Raw genomic sequence first — 13638 nt, 5'->3', positions numbered from 1 at the left:
GCGGCGAATGAAGGAGGCATTCGGGAAAACGGGAAATGCGCCGCCGCCGGCAAGAAAAGCCGGCCTGGAGGTTGCCTTACAGGCCAAAAACAGAAATTCTGCCAATCACAACGACAAATGCCCACTTCAGGGCGAGCAAAGGGAACAGGGGAATGACTGATTACACCAACTACCTCACCAGCCAGGTCACGCTCGGCAAGATGAACCGCCGCGAGTTCATGGGCCGCGCTGCTGCCTTCGGCATCACGCTTGCCGTCGCCGGCACCATGTTCGACACCGCCGCCAAGGCGCAGGAGCCTAAGCGTGGCGGCAACCTCAAGCTCGGCCTCGAAGGCGCTGCCGCGACCGACTCGAAGGACCCCGCAAAGGCGCTCTCGCAGTTCATGTTCGTCGTGAACCGCAACTGGGGCGACATGCTCGTGGAATCCGAGCCGCTGACCGGCAAGCCGGTTCCGGCGCTCGCCGAATCCTGGGAACCGTCCGCCGACGCCTCGACCTGGACTTTCGCCATCCGCAAGGGCGTGAAATTCCATGACGGCAAGGAGCTGACGGTCGACGACGTCATCAAGACCCTGCAGCGCCACACCGATGAGAAGTCGGAATCGGGCGCACTCGGCGTCATGAAGTCGATCAAGGAAATCAAGGCCGACGGCGACAAGCTTGTCCTCGTGCTGTCGGAAGGCAATGCCGACCTGCCGCTGCTTTTGACCGACTACCACCTCGTCATCCAGCCGAATGGCGGTCTCGACGATCCGAACGCGATGATCGGCACCGGCCCCTTCAAGGTCACCAGCTTCGAAGCCGGCGTGCGCGCCACCTTCGAGCGCAACAAGGATGACTGGCGCCAGGACCGCGGTTATGTCGACACGGTCGAAATGATCGCGATGAACGACGCGACGGCCCGTATCGCCGCCCTCTCCTCCGGTCAGGTCCACTATATCAACCGCGTCGACCCGAAGACCGTCGATCTCCTGAAGCGTGCGCCGACCGTGGAAATCCTCTCCACCTCCGGCCGCGGCCACTACGTGTTCATCATGCATTGCAACACGGCGCCGTTCGACAACAACGATCTCCGCCTCGCCCTGAAATACGCGATGGACCGCGAGACGATGCTGGAAAAGGTGCTCGGCGGTTACGGCAAGGTCGGCAACGACTTCCCGATCAACGAGACCTATGCCCTCTTCCCGGAAGGCATCGAGCAGCGCGCCTACGATCCGGACAAGGCCGCCTTCCACTACAAGAAGTCGGGCCACAGCGGCTCGGTCCTTCTTCGCACCTCGGATGTCGCCTTCCCGGGTGCCGTGGATGCGGCCGTTCTCTACCAGGAGAGCGCCAAGAAGGCCGGCATCGAGATCGAAGTGAAGCGTGAACCCGGCGACGGCTACTGGTCGAACGTCTGGAACGTGCAGCCCTTCTCCACGTCCTATTGGGGCGGCCGTCCGACGCAGGACCAGATGTATTCGACCGCCTATCTCTCGAAGGCCGACTGGAACGACACCCGCTTCCTGCGCGAAGACTTCGACAAGATGGTGCTCGAAGCCCGTTCGGAACTCGACGAAGCCAAGCGCAAGGACATGTACCGCGCCATGGCCATGATGGTGCGTGACGAGGGCGGCCTGATCCTGCCGATGTTCAACGACTTCGTGAACGCCTGCGGCAAGCAGGTGAAGGGCTACGTGCACGATATCGGCAACGACATGTCGAACGGCTTCGTCGCAACCCGCGTGTGGCTCGACGCCTGATGACCGGCCGCGGACCGGCGCACGGTCCGGAGCTGACAGCAACGACGGCTGCGGGCGAAGCCCCGCAGTCTGTCGGCGTTGCCGGGTCGGTTGCGTCCACTGGAGCCCCCATCAACGAAGCGACCCCTTCGTTCTGGGCGAAACTCAGCAAGAGCAGCCCGCTCGCTGCACTCATCCTGCAACGCCTTGCGCTCAGCGTGGCCTTGCTCTTCGCCGTGTCCCTGATGATCTTCGGGGGCGTGGAAGCCCTGCCCGGCGACTTCGCCACCACCTATCTCGGCCAGTCCGCCACGCCACAGGCCATCGAGAACATCCGCAAGGATCTCGGCCTCGACCAGCCGGCCACCACCCGCTACTTCAAATGGCTCGGCGGCGCCATCCAGGGTGATTTCGGCAGTTCCTGGGCCTCGAAAAACTCGGTCAGCGAACAGATCGGCAAGCGCCTCGGCAATTCGCTGTTCCTCGCTTTCTTTGCAGCCATCATCTCGGTTCCGCTCGCGGTCGGGCTCGGCATGCTCGCGGTGCAGTACCGAAACCGCCTGCCGGACAAGATCATCAACGTCATCTCACTGGCGGCGATCTCGCTTCCCGAGTTCTTTGTCGGTTACCTGCTGATCCTGTTCTTCGCTGTGCAGCTCGGCGTCGCCACCTTCCCGGCGACGGTCTATGAAAGCATGACCATCGGCCAGCGGCTTTCCGCCATAGCCCTGCCCACAGCGACCCTCGTCCTCGTCGTGCTTGCCCATATGATGCGCATGACGCGCGCGGCCATCCTCAACGTCATGTCGTCCGCCTATGTGGAGACGGCCGAACTTAAGGGTCTCGGCAGCCTTCGCGTCATCGCAAAACATGCGGCACCGAACGCCTTGGCGCCGGTCATCAACGTCATCGCGCTCAACCTCGCCTATCTCGTGGTTGGCGTCGTCGTCGTGGAAGTGGTGTTCGTCTATCCCGGCATGGGCCAGTACATGGTCGACGCCGTGACGGTGCGTGACATGCCGGTGGTGCAGGCCTGCGGCCTGATCTTCGCCGCCTTTTACATCTTCCTCAACATGTTTGCCGATATCCTTGCGATCATCGCGAACCCCAGATTGAGGCATCCGCGATGAGACTTTCCAGTATCCCCGTCAGCGCCTGGGTCGGCATTCTGGGCATCGCCCTTGCCCTCTTCTGCGCCCTTTTCGCCCCCATCATCGCCCCCTACAGCGAAAGCCAGATCGTCGGCTCCGTCTGGGAGCCGATCGGCGGCGATTACCTGCTCGGCACCGACAATCTCGGCCGCGACCTCTTCTCGCGTCTGATCTTCGGCGCCCGCACCACGATCTTCGTGGCGTTGGCCGCAACCGTGCTCTCGTTCTCGCTCGGCATGCTCCTGTCCTTCACGGCCGCCGTCACGGGCGGGCTGATCGACCAGGCCTTCTCGCGCTTCAACGACCTGATGATGGCGATCCCGACCTTGATCTTCGCCCTCGTCGTGCTGGCCGTTCTTCCCCAGCAGCTCTGGATCCTCATCCTCGTGATGGCGGTCCTCGACAGTACCCGCGTCTACCGCATCGGCCGCGCCGTCGCGCTCGATGTCGCGGTCATGGAGTTCGTGGAAGCGGCGCGTCTGCGTGGCGAAGGCACCGGCTGGATCATTTTTCGCGAAATCCTGCCCAACACGCTCTCGCCGCTCTTGGCCGAATTCGGCCTGCGCTTCGCCTTCTCGATCCTGTTCCTCTCCACCCTCTCCTTCCTCGGCCTCGGCATCCAGCCGCCGGCGGCGGATTGGGGCGGCATGGTAAAGGACAACAAGGACGGCATCATCTTCGGCATTTCCGCCGCCCTCATTCCGGGCGGTGCGATTGCGGGGCTGGCCATCTGCGTCAACCTCGTCGTCGACTGGCTGATGAAACGCACCTCGAGCCTCAAGGGAGGGCGCGGCGATGCCTGATCTGCTTTCCGTCAAGAACCTGAAGATCGAAGCGACCAGCTACCCGCCGGGCGAGCCGCCGCGCACCGTCACCCTCGTCGAAGGCGTGTCCTTCAATGTCGAGAAGGGCAAGGTGCTCGGCCTCATCGGCGAATCCGGCGCCGGAAAATCGACGATCGGCCTCACCGCACTCGCCTATGGGCGCGGCGGGGTGCGCATAACCGGCGGCGAGGTGCTGCTCAACGGGCAGGACCTGCTGAAGCTCGGCCCCAACGGCATCCGCAAAGTGCGCGGCTGCAAGGTCTGCTACGTCGCGCAATCGGCGGCAGCGGCTTTCAATCCCGCCCACCGGCTCGGCGAGCAGGTGATCGAGGCCTCGCTGAAACACGGCATCATGACCCGTGCGGAGGCGGAAAAGCGCGCGCTCTACCTGTTCAAGGTACTCGGCCTGCCGAGCCCCGAAACCTTCGGCCAGCGCTATCCGCACCAGGTCTCCGGCGGCCAGCTCCAGCGCGCCATGACCGCCATGGCGCTCTGCCCGAACCCGGAACTCATCGTCTTCGACGAGCCGACCACAGCGCTCGACGTGACGACGCAGATCGACGTGCTTGCCGCGATCAAGCATGCCATCGAAGAGACCCACACGGCCGCGCTCTACATCACCCACGACCTTGCGGTCGTGGCGCAGATCACGGACGACATCCTGGTGCTCCGGCATGGCAAGATGGTGGAATACGGCTCGGTAAAGCAGATCATCGAGGCGCCGACGCAGGACTATACCCGCGCGCTGGTCAATGTGCGCGGCACCAAACGCGAGGAGGCACCCGACCAGTCAGATACGCTTCTGAAGGTCGACAACATCACCGCAGGCTATTCCAACGGCTTCAAGGTGCTGCAGAACGTTTCCCTGCACCTGCCAAAGGGCCAGACGCTGGCGGTGGTAGGGGAATCGGGCTCGGGAAAATCCACCCTCGCCCGCGTCATCACCGGCCTGCTTCCCCCGCAGGAGGGCACGATCAGCTTCGACGGCAAGCCCTTGCCGAAGGCGCTGAAGGGCCGGTCGAACGACGAACTGCGCCGCGTCCAGATGATTTACCAGATGGCCGACACCGCGATGAACCCGCGCCAGACGGTGCGCGACATCGTCGGCCGTCCGCTCACCTTCTACTATGGCATGCGCGGCCAGCAAAAGACCGAGCGGGTGAAGGAACTCTTGGAGCAGATCGAAATGGGCGGCCGCTTCGCCGACCGTTACCCGGCCGAGCTCTCCGGCGGCCAGAAGCAGCGCGTGGCAATTGCGCGTGCGCTCGCGGCAAAGCCGGAACTTATCCTCTGCGACGAGCCAACGTCCGCTCTCGACCCGCTGGTGGCGGAAGGCATCCTGAAGCTGCTGTTGAAACTCCAGGACGAGACCCACGTCTCCTACATGTTCATCACCCACGACATCGCCATCGTGCGCGCCATCGCCGATAGCGTGGCCGTGATGCACCGGGGAAAACTCGTCCGCTTCGGCCCGAAATCGACGGTGCTCTCGCCACCCTTCGACGACTACACCGACCTGCTCCTGAAATCCGTCCCCGAGATGGAGATCGGCTGGCTGGAGAAGGTGCTGACGACCCGACGCATGGAAAGCGCCGGGAACTGATAAATGCGGGCGGCCTCGGTCGCCCGTTTTTCTTTGAAGCGCCGAAAGCCTCTCTACTCGTCATCCTCGGGCTCGACCCGAGGATCCATGCCACAAACTCAAGCTATGCAGTGGGACGTGGATCCTCGGGTCGAGCCCGAGGATGACGTCGAGGGTAGGATGGCTTTCTCGGCCAAACCGCTCGCCCTTCACTCAATTCTGCGTGCAGGTCACATCGCCAAGACGGTTGGCGGACCCGCCTTCAACACTCACCGTCTCATCGCCCCGCGCTGTGCAATTGCCCTTCTCGCCGACACCGGTGCGGAACTTCACCATGGGCTGGCCCTCGATCATGATGCTCGGTACGATCTCGTAGAGTTCCGGCGGGCAATTCACCACATCGGAGAGCCGAAGAGCCGGCGCGCCGCCGATGAAGACGCTCTTCGAGCCCGATAGGGCACAGGCGGGGATGGGCACTGCCGCATCTTCTGCAAAGGACATTGATGGCCCCGCCGCCAATAGTCCCAATGACAGAGCGACACCTGCAAAGCGCAGAACATTCATCACGCATCTCCCTTTTCACGCGCCGCCCGGGACAAGCCTTTCAGCGTTTCGAGCGCCCGTTCGGCATCCCGCTCCGGAACGAATATATGGTCGTGATGGTAACCGGCAACCACGTTGGCGCTGATACCCTCCACCGTCAACGCCGTGGCGAAGGCCGCGGTCAAGCCGACGGCTTCCAGCGAGGAATGCACGGTCAGTGTGATCATGCGCATCGGCGGGCTTGCCGCCAACCCTTCGGCGGCGTCGACTGGCAGGATCAGCGTGATACCTTCCTCCTCGCGGAAGAGGCCGATCGGCCGGCGGGAAAGGTGGTTTGCCAGATCGTCGGCCCGCACACTGGCATAGACGAAAATGCCCTCGACCAGGGTGGGCTCCATGGTCGCCAGCAGGTCGTCCAGGTCGGTAACGCCGCTCATGGCTTCGCCATCCGGCGCACGGCATCGCAGAGCGCGGCAAAGCCTGCCTTCGCACCCTCGCTCATGAAGCGCGCGCGCAGCCACGCATGGATCATCTGCTTCTCCTCGCGGTGCTCCACCGGCACACCGGCAAGGATCAGCCGAGCGGCATAGGCCCGCGCGTCGTCGCGCAGCGGATCGAAATAGGCGCCGGTGATGAAGGCGGGCGGCAGTCCGGCAAGATTTTCCGACCGCAGCGGAAAGGCGTGCGCTGCATCCTCCGGCGCCCGGTAGATCGTGCGGTAATAGGCCGTATCGGCGGTCGATAAGCCAGGTGCGTTGGCCATCTCCTCATAGGAACCGGAGACAAGATCGCCGCCAAGTCCGGGATAGATCAGCGCCTGACCGACGACACCCTTCAGCCCCTCGTCCCGCGCCTTCAGCACGATGCCGGCCGCAAGATTGCCACCTGCGCTGTCGCCGATCACGACAACCCGGCGCTCCTCCAGCAAAAGCTCGATCAGGACAGCCCAGCAATCATCGAAGGCGGCGGGCCAGACATGTTCGGGCGACAGGCGATAGTCGATGGAAACAAGCTCCGCCCCCGCCGCCTCGGCAATCTCTGCGCAGATCGCATCGTGGCTGTTGAGCGAGCCAACGACAAAACCACCGCCGTGAATATAGAACAGCCGCGTTGCCGTCGTGACTGTGGCCGGCCGATAGCGACGCACAGGTATGCGCTCCGCCACCCAGTCATCCTCCTTGACCATGCCCGCCGGCGGCGGTGCATCGAAGGCAGCGCAGAGCGCATCATACCAGGCGCGTTGCTGGGTAATGTCCGCATCGACGGCATCGGCGGGATAAAAATCCTCGCAACGCTTGTGGAAGGCCAGAATGCCCTCCTCGGTCGGCATGGGGCGTTCGGTCATCGCGGCTCCTCGTCAGTTGCGGCTACCATAACAAGGTCGTGCGACGGCGCCTGTCTTGTCCGCGGCTTTCCCAAGGAATTTTCGCCGCTTGCCTCGCTCGAGCTGGCCATATTAACTGACGGCATGGCATTCACCTTCCGGCAATTGCAATATTTCGTCGCCGTCGCGGAGCAGGGTTCCGTCACCCGCGCCGCGCAGAACCTGTCGATTTCGCAATCCTCGATCACCGAGGCGATCAAGGAGCTCGAATCGGATCTCGGCGTCGAGCTTTTCGATCGCCATCCGCGCGGCCTGACGACGACGCACAATGGCCACCAGTTCCTGCGTCACGCGACGAAAATCCTCGCCGATGTTTCGGATGCACGCCGTTCCTTCTCCGACAACCGTATGGCCGAAAAGGGCCAGCTCAATCTCGGCGTCACCTCGCTCGTCGCCGGCTACGTGCTCTCTGACCTGCTCTCGCGCTACCGCCGGGCCTTTCCCGGCATCGACGTCAGCGCCATCGAGGACAACGGCTCCTATCTGGAGCATCTGCTGGTCGGTGGCGAACTGGATGTCGCCGTCATGGTCATCTCGAACCTGCGCGACCGCATGGCGCTCCAGGCGGAAATCATCGAAACGTCACCCTATCGGCTCTGGCTGCCGATCGGCCATCCCCTCGTCTCTGCCGATATCATCTCCGTCAGCGACATCGCCAAGGAACCGCTGATCATGCTGACGGTCGATGAAATCGAGGAGAATACCGGCAAACTCCTATCGGCCCTCGGCGCCCGCCCCCACGTCGCCTTCCGAACGCGCTCGGTGGAAGCGGTGCGCAGCCTGGTGGCCACCGGCGCCGGCATCGCGCTGTTGCCCGACCTCGTCTACCGCCCCTGGTCGCTGGAAGGCGACCGCATCGAAAGCCGCGACGTCTCCGGCGCATTGCCGGTCGTGCAGGTCGGCATGGTCTGGCGCAAAGGCTCCAGCCTGCCGCAGGCGGCGCGGGATTTCGTCGGGCTGGCGGAAGCGCTACGGGGTGGGCGGGGACGGTAGAGTAGTGATGGGCCTCGACGGAAAACGGACATAGAGTGATGGCTCTAGAGGATCGCCCACCATCTCAGGGGAGACGAGACACCTCCCTGTTGGCCCAAGTGTCGCGTGAGATGGAAAAGACACACAACAAATACGTGCACTTATTGCAATCACCTCTATAATTCGAGCGGAAGCGGCGTTAACGTGATGGCTTCGAATAACAGGGGTTTAGCTGGATACAGCTTATGTATAACTCGAAATCAATAGAGAACATTAAGAGACTCTTACACGAAAATACGGACGCAAGTCTTACGTATGCGGCTTTGGAGTGCAGGCTTGCTATAGAGCTTATCTGCTATGCTCATCTCAGGATTTCTCATGACTACATTTCACATGATGACCTACGAGCGTGGCAACCAAGGCAAATTATCGATGCTTTGATACAGGACGTTGATCCCCGTGCTGGCTCTACATTTACGCTCAGCATATCACAGAGCCCTCTAGGGCCGGATGTTGATTCTCCTACAACTGAAGAATATTCGGAGATGAACTGGGTTGAGGTGGGAACCCAAGTAGGTTTTGACCCAAAGAAGCTCGGAAGGCTGTGGAACAAACTTGCCAACACCGCACTACACGTAGTAATCCCGAAAAATAGTTCAGACGAGGTCCGCAGATACGGTGAGCCGCAGCGGATACGTGATGCTGTTGTTGACGCGCTGAAAGAGATCGAGCGTATCGACAAAGGCACACTCACTTCAGGGGGCTACGGGTCTGCGATATCCTTTGAGTGTTCGTGCGGAACCCTAAATAAGCGTAGACACGCCCTACTGCGGGATCGGCAAGTAATAAATTGCATTAATCCAAAATGCTATGAAAGTTACTCATACATAACCGAGACTGACGAATTTCAGAAGAGAAAATTCGACGTAACGTGCAAATCCTGCGGGGGAAAATATTTTATCCCAATTCGGTACATGGAAAAAGAACTCAGGATAGGGTCAAGCTTACGCGTGCCGTGCGCATGCGGTGACGAAACCTACATCGAATGGCGCCTTATGCAGGCACAGAAATCATCGCTGAAGTAATTTTAAATTCTTCTTCATTACAGTGAATGAGGTTGGCACAACAAGGAAGCTCGTACCAGAATTCAGAACCCATCGGTGCAGGAAGGGTTGCAACTCCATCATTCGGAATTTCCGATAGCGACATTCTGATTAATGAATTTGCGAAAGCGGCGAAATCGCGGCACCTTTTCTCTCGGGAACAATACCGCACCAAGCGGATCAAACCGGGAGACTGTCATGAAGCGACTTCTGCATTCCTGCACCGCGCTTACCCTTTCGCTCGCCTTCACCGCATCCGCCCTCGCCCAGGAGCCCCTGAAGGAACTCGGTGCTGGCGAAGGCGAAGTTTCGATCGTCGCCTGGGCCGGTTACATTGAGCGCGGCGAGACCGACAAGAACTACGACTGGGTCACCGAATTCGAGAAGAAGACGAGCTGCAAGGTTTCCGTGAAGACCGCGGCGACCTCCGACGAAATGGTCGCGCTGATGAACGAAGGCGGCTTCGACCTCGTCACCGCCTCGGGCGACGCGTCGCTGCGCCTGGTCGCCGGCAAGCGTGTCCAGCCGATCAACACCGACCTCATTCCGAGCTGGAAGACCGTCGACGAGCGCCTGCAGAATGCGCCCTGGAACACGGTGAACGGCGTTCACTACGGCACGCCGTATCTCTGGGGTCCAAACGTGCTGATGTACAACACGGACGCCTTCAAGGACGAGGCGCCGAAGAGCTGGAACGTCGTTTTCGAAGAAATGACGCTGCCGGACGGCAAGTCGAACAAGGGCCGCGTACAGGCCTATGACGGCCCGATCCACATTGCCGATGCCGCGCAATACCTGATGGCGCACAAGCCGGAACTTGGCATCAAGAACCCCTATGAACTCAACGAAGACCAGTACAAGGCCGCGCTCGACCTGCTGCGCGTCCAGCGCACGCTGGTCGGCCGCTACTGGCACGATGCGATGATCCAGATCGACGACTTCAAGAACGAAGGCGTGGTCGCTTCCGGCTCCTGGCCGTTCCAGGTCAACCTTATGCAGGCGGAAAAGCAGAAGATCGCCTCGACCTTCCCGGAAGAGGGCGTCACCGGCTGGTCGGACACGACCATGCTGCATGCCGAAAGCCAGCATCCGAACTGCGCCTATATGTGGATGGAACATTCGCTGTCCGCCAAGGTGCAGGGTGATGCGGCCGCCTGGTTCGGCGCGGTCCCCTCGGTTCCGGCCGCCTGCAAGGGCAACGCGCTCCTGACCGACGAAGGCTGCAAGACCAACGGCTTCGACAACTTCGAGAAGATCAACTTCTGGCGCACGCCGGTCTCGAAATGCGAAAGCCAGGGCGAATGCGTGCCCTACCACCGCTGGGTCTCCGACTATATCGGCGTGATCGGCGGCCGCTGAAGTAAAGCGGTAAGGCATACACCAACCGATCTCCCCCCCTTGTGGGGGAGATATCGCCGAAGGTGACAGAGGGGGGTGGTCGCGGAACGGCAACATCTGACGAAGCGGGTGGAAACACCCCCCTCTGCCCTGCCGGGCATCTCCCCCACAAGGGGGGAGATCGGCTAGTTGCGCCGCTTTCCTGCCCATGACGACTTCTTGCGGTGGACGCTCGGCGCCCATCGCCCAAGACAACCCCGGGAGCTCCCCATGACCGCCGTCCTCTTCCAGCAAGTCTCCCGCCATTTCGGCGCCGTGCACGCCGTCGACAGCGTGGACCTCGCCATTGCCGAGGGCGAGTTCTTCGCGATGCTCGGGCCGTCCGGGTCCGGCAAGACGACGTGCCTGCGCCTGATGGCGGGCTTCGAGCAGCCGACATCAGGCCATATCGAGATTTTCGGCGAGACGGCGGAAGGCGTGCCGCCCTACCGGCGCAACGTCAACACGGTGTTCCAGGACTACGCCCTCTTCCCGCACCTCTCGATCCTCGAAAACGTCGCCTACGGGCTGATGGTCAAAGGTGTCGGCAAGGCGGAGCGCCTGAAGGCGGCGGAAGAGGCGCTTGCCATGGTCAAATTGCCCGGCTACGGCACCCGCCGGCCCGGCCAGCTTTCCGGCGGCCAGCGCCAGCGCGTGGCGCTGGCCCGCGCCCTCGTCAACCGCCCCCGTGTGCTGCTGCTCGACGAACCGCTTGGCGCGCTCGACCTGAAGCTGCGCGAACAGATGCAGGAAGAGCTGAAGTCGCTGCAAAAGTCGCTCGGCATCACCTTCATCTTCGTCACGCACGACCAGGGCGAGGCGCTGTCGATGGCGGATCGCATCGCGGTCTTCAACGACGGCAAGATCCAGCAGCTCGGCACGCCGGAAGAGGTCTACAAGCGGCCGAAGACGCGGTTTGTCGCCGATTTCGTCGGTTCCTCCAACGTGCTGCCGCCGGATTTCGTGGCAAGCCTCGGCTTCGGCAACAGCCACGCCAGCCTGCGGCCGGAGGACGTCACACTCGGCGACGGCCCGGGCCGCAGGCCGTTTTCCGGCCGCGTGGTCGCAACCAGCTTCCTCGGCGCGGCGAACCGCGTGACGGTGGAAGCGGCGGGTGCGCGCGTCGCCGCCATGGTGCCGGCCTCGCTTGCCGTGCCAGTGCAGGGCGAGACGGTCACCCTCTCCTTCCTGCCGGAAGACCTGCACCAGATGGACGCCACCCCATGAGCACCGTGGCCGAAACCTCCATCCTCGCGCGCCGCGAAGGCCCCACCGGACGGCTGTCGGATTTCTTCTGGCGCAACCCGAAGATCCTGCTGCTGCTGATGCTCACGCCGCCGCTGCTCTGGCTCGGCGTGATCTATCTCGGCTCGCTCTTCGCGCTGCTCCTGCAGAGCTTCTTCTCGATCGACGATTTTTCGGGGCTCATCAACTATCAGTTCACGCTTGCGACCTATCGCCAGCTGCTCATCCCGTCGAACTTCGACATCATCCTGCGCACCGTCGTCATGGCCGCACTGGTGACGCTCGCCTCCGCCATCATCGCCTTCCCGATCGCCTATTACGCGGCGCGCTATGCCAAGGGGAAATGGAAGATCATCTTCTATCTCGGCGTCATGCTGCCGCTGTGGTCGAGCTATCTGGTCAAGGTCTATGCCTGGAAACTGATCCTCGCCAAGGAAGGCATCGTCACCTGGGCGCTCGCCAAGCTGCACCTGCTCTGGCTGCTTGAGGCGTGGCTTTCGCTTCCGGTCGTCGGCGGCTCGTCGCTGTCGATCAGCTATACCGGCACCTTCATCGTCTTCATCTATGTCTGGATGCCCTTCATGATCCTGCCGATCCAGGCGGCGCTGGAGCGCGTGCAGGGCAACCTGATCGAGGCCTCGGCCGATCTCGGCGGCAAACCCTCCCAGACCTTCCGCTACGTGCTGTTCCCCCTGGCGCTGCCCGGCATCATCGCCGGCTCGATCTTCACCTTCTCGTTGACTTTGGGCGACTACATCATTCCGCAGATCATCGGCTCGTCGCGGCTGTTCATCGGCCAGGCGGTCTATGCCCAGCAGGGCACGGCCGGCAACATCCCGCTGGCCGCCGCCTTCACCGTCGTGCCGATCGTCATCATGGGCCTCTATCTCTGGATGGCCAAGCGACAGGGAGCCTTCGATGCGCTCTGACAAGAACACCTCCGCTCCCCTCGGCCTGAAGATCGCCGCCGGCGCCGGCCTCGCCTTTCTGCACCTGCCGATCCTGCTGATCTTCCTCTATGCCTTCACGACGGAGGAGAAGAGCTACCAGTTCCCGCCGCCGGGCTACACGCTGCAATGGTTCGCGGTAACCTGGAACCGGCCGGACGTCTGGGCCGCGATGGGGCTGTCCGTACGCGTCGCGGCCATCTCGACGGCCATCGCCCTGGTACTCGGCACGCTCTGCGCCGCCGCTGTCAGCCGCACGAAATTCTTCGGCCGCGAGACAGTCTCGCTGCTCGTCATCCTGCCGATCGCGCTGCCCGGCATCATCACCGGCATCGCGCTACGCTCCGCCTTCTCGTTTGCGGAAATCCCCTTCTCGTTCTGGACGATCGTGCTCGGCCACGCGACCTTCTGCGTCGTGGTGGTCTACAACAATGCCGTTGCCCGCTTCCGCCGCGTCTCGGGCTCGCTGATCGAAGCGTCGATGGACCTCGGCGCCGACAGTTTCCAGACCTTCCGCTACATCATCCTGCCGAATATCGGCACGGCGCTGCTCGCCGGGGGGATGCTCGCCTTCGCGCTCTCCTTCGACGAGGTGATCGTGACAACCTTTACCGCCGGCCAGCAATCGACCCTGCCGATCTGGATGCTCGAAGAGCTTGTCCGCCCACGGCAGCGCCCGGTGACCAACGTCGTCGCCATGGTGGTCGTGCTCCTCACCTTCCTGCCGATCCTCGGCGCCTACTACCTCACCCGCGACGGCGACCAGATTGCCGGCGCCGGCAAATGAAC

Annotated in this window: 13 protein-coding genes; 10 read left to right on the top strand and 3 right to left on the bottom strand. The window is 62.3% G+C overall.

Features of this window, described 5'->3' with window-relative positions:
* Positions 1–152 precede the first annotated feature (152 nt).
* Genes AC1RT2_RS26785 through AC1RT2_RS26770 form a run of 4 tightly spaced genes read left to right on the top strand, consistent with a single transcriptional unit; the run spans position 153 to position 5299 of the window.
* Positions 153–1742: an ABC transporter substrate-binding protein gene (locus AC1RT2_RS26785; protein WP_069058248.1), complete on the top strand. Its 1590-nt coding sequence runs from the start codon at positions 153–155 to the stop codon at positions 1740–1742.
* A complete protein-coding gene (locus tag AC1RT2_RS26780) occupies positions 1742–2851 on the top strand; it encodes an ABC transporter permease (protein ID WP_493106882.1) in 1110 nt (369 codons plus the stop codon). Before AC1RT2_RS26785 ends, AC1RT2_RS26780 begins: the two co-directional genes overlap by 1 nt.
* On the top strand, positions 2848–3675 hold the full coding sequence (locus AC1RT2_RS26775; RefSeq protein ID WP_069058246.1) for an ABC transporter permease: 828 nt from the start codon (positions 2848–2850) through the stop codon (positions 3673–3675). The genes AC1RT2_RS26780 and AC1RT2_RS26775 overlap by 4 nt, the downstream gene beginning before the upstream one ends.
* On the top strand, positions 3668–5299 hold the full coding sequence (locus AC1RT2_RS26770; RefSeq protein WP_069058245.1) for an ABC transporter ATP-binding protein: 1632 nt from the start codon (positions 3668–3670) through the stop codon (positions 5297–5299). The genes AC1RT2_RS26775 and AC1RT2_RS26770 overlap by 8 nt, the downstream gene beginning before the upstream one ends.
* 192 nt (positions 5300–5491) lie before the next feature.
* On the opposite strand, the gene AC1RT2_RS26765 is transcribed toward AC1RT2_RS26770, so the two are convergent.
* The 3 genes from AC1RT2_RS26765 to AC1RT2_RS26755 all read right to left on the bottom strand — a co-directional run bounded on the left by AC1RT2_RS26765 (position 5492) and on the right by AC1RT2_RS26755 (position 7166).
* Positions 5492–5779 carry a PAAR domain-containing protein gene (locus AC1RT2_RS26765; RefSeq protein WP_493106879.1) on the bottom strand — a complete coding sequence of 96 codons (288 nt, stop codon included), beginning with the start codon at positions 5777–5779 and terminating at the stop codon, positions 5492–5494.
* A 62-nt stretch (positions 5780–5841) separates the two neighbouring features.
* The gene (locus AC1RT2_RS26760) at positions 5842–6258 is read right to left on the bottom strand and encodes an ACT domain-containing protein (protein ID WP_493106877.1); all 417 of its coding nucleotides are present in this window, start codon (positions 6256–6258) and stop codon (positions 5842–5844) included.
* Positions 6255–7166, bottom strand: a complete 912-nt coding sequence (locus AC1RT2_RS26755; RefSeq protein WP_493106875.1) for an alpha/beta hydrolase — start codon at positions 7164–7166, stop codon at positions 6255–6257. Before AC1RT2_RS26755 ends, AC1RT2_RS26760 begins: the two co-directional genes overlap by 4 nt.
* 123 nt (positions 7167–7289) lie before the next feature.
* On the opposite strand from AC1RT2_RS26755, the gene AC1RT2_RS26750 reads away from it, so the two are divergent.
* From AC1RT2_RS26750 to AC1RT2_RS26725, 6 genes are all read left to right on the top strand, one after another.
* Positions 7290–8198 (top strand): LysR family transcriptional regulator, encoded by a 909-nt coding sequence (locus tag AC1RT2_RS26750; RefSeq protein ID WP_069058241.1) that lies wholly within the window; start codon positions 7290–7292, stop codon positions 8196–8198.
* A 224-nt stretch (positions 8199–8422) separates the two neighbouring features.
* Positions 8423–9262, top strand: a complete 840-nt coding sequence (locus tag AC1RT2_RS26745; RefSeq protein ID WP_493106873.1) for a hypothetical protein — start codon at positions 8423–8425, stop codon at positions 9260–9262.
* A 216-nt stretch (positions 9263–9478) separates the two neighbouring features.
* Entirely contained in the window at positions 9479–10639 is a 1161-nt protein-coding gene (locus AC1RT2_RS26740) for an ABC transporter substrate-binding protein (protein WP_069058239.1), read from the top strand.
* A gap of 249 nt (positions 10640–10888) precedes the next feature.
* Positions 10889–11884, top strand: a complete 996-nt coding sequence (locus AC1RT2_RS26735) for an ABC transporter ATP-binding protein (RefSeq protein ID WP_493106870.1) — start codon at positions 10889–10891, stop codon at positions 11882–11884.
* The gene (locus AC1RT2_RS26730) at positions 11881–12831 is read left to right on the top strand and encodes an ABC transporter permease (protein ID WP_493106868.1); all 951 of its coding nucleotides are present in this window, start codon (positions 11881–11883) and stop codon (positions 12829–12831) included. The genes AC1RT2_RS26735 and AC1RT2_RS26730 overlap by 4 nt, the downstream gene beginning before the upstream one ends.
* Entirely contained in the window at positions 12821–13636 is an 816-nt protein-coding gene (locus AC1RT2_RS26725; protein WP_069058236.1) for an ABC transporter permease, read from the top strand. Before AC1RT2_RS26730 ends, AC1RT2_RS26725 begins: the two co-directional genes overlap by 11 nt.
* Positions 13637–13638 lie beyond the last annotated feature (2 nt).

The sequence above is a fragment of the Shinella sp. GW821-FHT11G07 genome, assembly GCF_058808115.1.
This window is presented reverse-complemented; position numbering and strand designations above follow the sequence as displayed.

Coding starts and splice junctions, on each gene's coding strand:
- AC1RT2_RS26750 (WP_069058241.1), top strand. CDS start 7,290: ATGGCATTCACCTTCCGGCAATTGCAATATTTCGTCGCCGTCGCGGAG.
- AC1RT2_RS26735 (WP_493106870.1), top strand. CDS start 10,889: ATGACCGCCGTCCTCTTCCAGCAAGTCTCCCGCCATTTCGGCGCCGTG.
- AC1RT2_RS26760 (WP_493106877.1), bottom strand. CDS start 6,258: ATGAGCGGCGTTACCGACCTGGACGACCTGCTGGCGACCATGGAGCCC.
- AC1RT2_RS26755 (WP_493106875.1), bottom strand. CDS start 7,166: ATGACCGAACGCCCCATGCCGACCGAGGAGGGCATTCTGGCCTTCCAC.
- AC1RT2_RS26740 (WP_069058239.1), top strand. CDS start 9,479: ATGAAGCGACTTCTGCATTCCTGCACCGCGCTTACCCTTTCGCTCGCC.
- AC1RT2_RS26725 (WP_069058236.1), top strand. CDS start 12,821: ATGCGCTCTGACAAGAACACCTCCGCTCCCCTCGGCCTGAAGATCGCC.
- AC1RT2_RS26765 (WP_493106879.1), bottom strand. CDS start 5,779: ATGTCCTTTGCAGAAGATGCGGCAGTGCCCATCCCCGCCTGTGCCCTA.
- AC1RT2_RS26730 (WP_493106868.1), top strand. CDS start 11,881: ATGAGCACCGTGGCCGAAACCTCCATCCTCGCGCGCCGCGAAGGCCCC.
- AC1RT2_RS26775 (WP_069058246.1), top strand. CDS start 2,848: ATGAGACTTTCCAGTATCCCCGTCAGCGCCTGGGTCGGCATTCTGGGC.
- AC1RT2_RS26785 (WP_069058248.1), top strand. CDS start 153: ATGACTGATTACACCAACTACCTCACCAGCCAGGTCACGCTCGGCAAG.
- AC1RT2_RS26745 (WP_493106873.1), top strand. CDS start 8,423: ATGTATAACTCGAAATCAATAGAGAACATTAAGAGACTCTTACACGAA.
- AC1RT2_RS26770 (WP_069058245.1), top strand. CDS start 3,668: ATGCCTGATCTGCTTTCCGTCAAGAACCTGAAGATCGAAGCGACCAGC.
- AC1RT2_RS26780 (WP_493106882.1), top strand. CDS start 1,742: ATGACCGGCCGCGGACCGGCGCACGGTCCGGAGCTGACAGCAACGACG.